Genomic DNA, 278 nt, shown 5'->3' on the forward strand with positions numbered 1-278 from the left:
CATCGAGTACCGAGACCTGCTCGCGGCTAAGATGCAGGCCGCGCTTGGTCCGTCGCCACAGCACATCTTCCGCCGTGACGGCCCATTCGTTTTCAACAAGATAGCGCACCTCGGCCTCGTGCAGATCGCCACCGAAATTGCGGCCGAGATCGGCAATCGACTTGGCCAAGCCGAGCAGAACCTGCGCACGCGTCCCGTAAAGCCTGGTCAACCGGCGCGCCAAACGCTGGTCGAGGAAAGGGTAGGCGCTTTTCAGCTTCGCCACCTGCGCATCGAAA

1 protein-coding gene is annotated in these 278 nt (G+C 61.9%); it reads right to left on the reverse strand.

What is annotated here, in order from left to right:
• A partial coding sequence (locus tag EN852_RS40670; protein ID WP_281407880.1) for a glycerol-3-phosphate dehydrogenase C-terminal domain-containing protein occupies positions 1-278 on the reverse strand: 278 nt, incomplete at both ends.

Source organism: Mesorhizobium sp. M2E.F.Ca.ET.209.01.1.1 (genome assembly GCF_004010375.2).
In the GTDB taxonomy this organism is placed as follows: Bacteria; Pseudomonadota; Alphaproteobacteria; order Rhizobiales; family Rhizobiaceae; genus Mesorhizobium.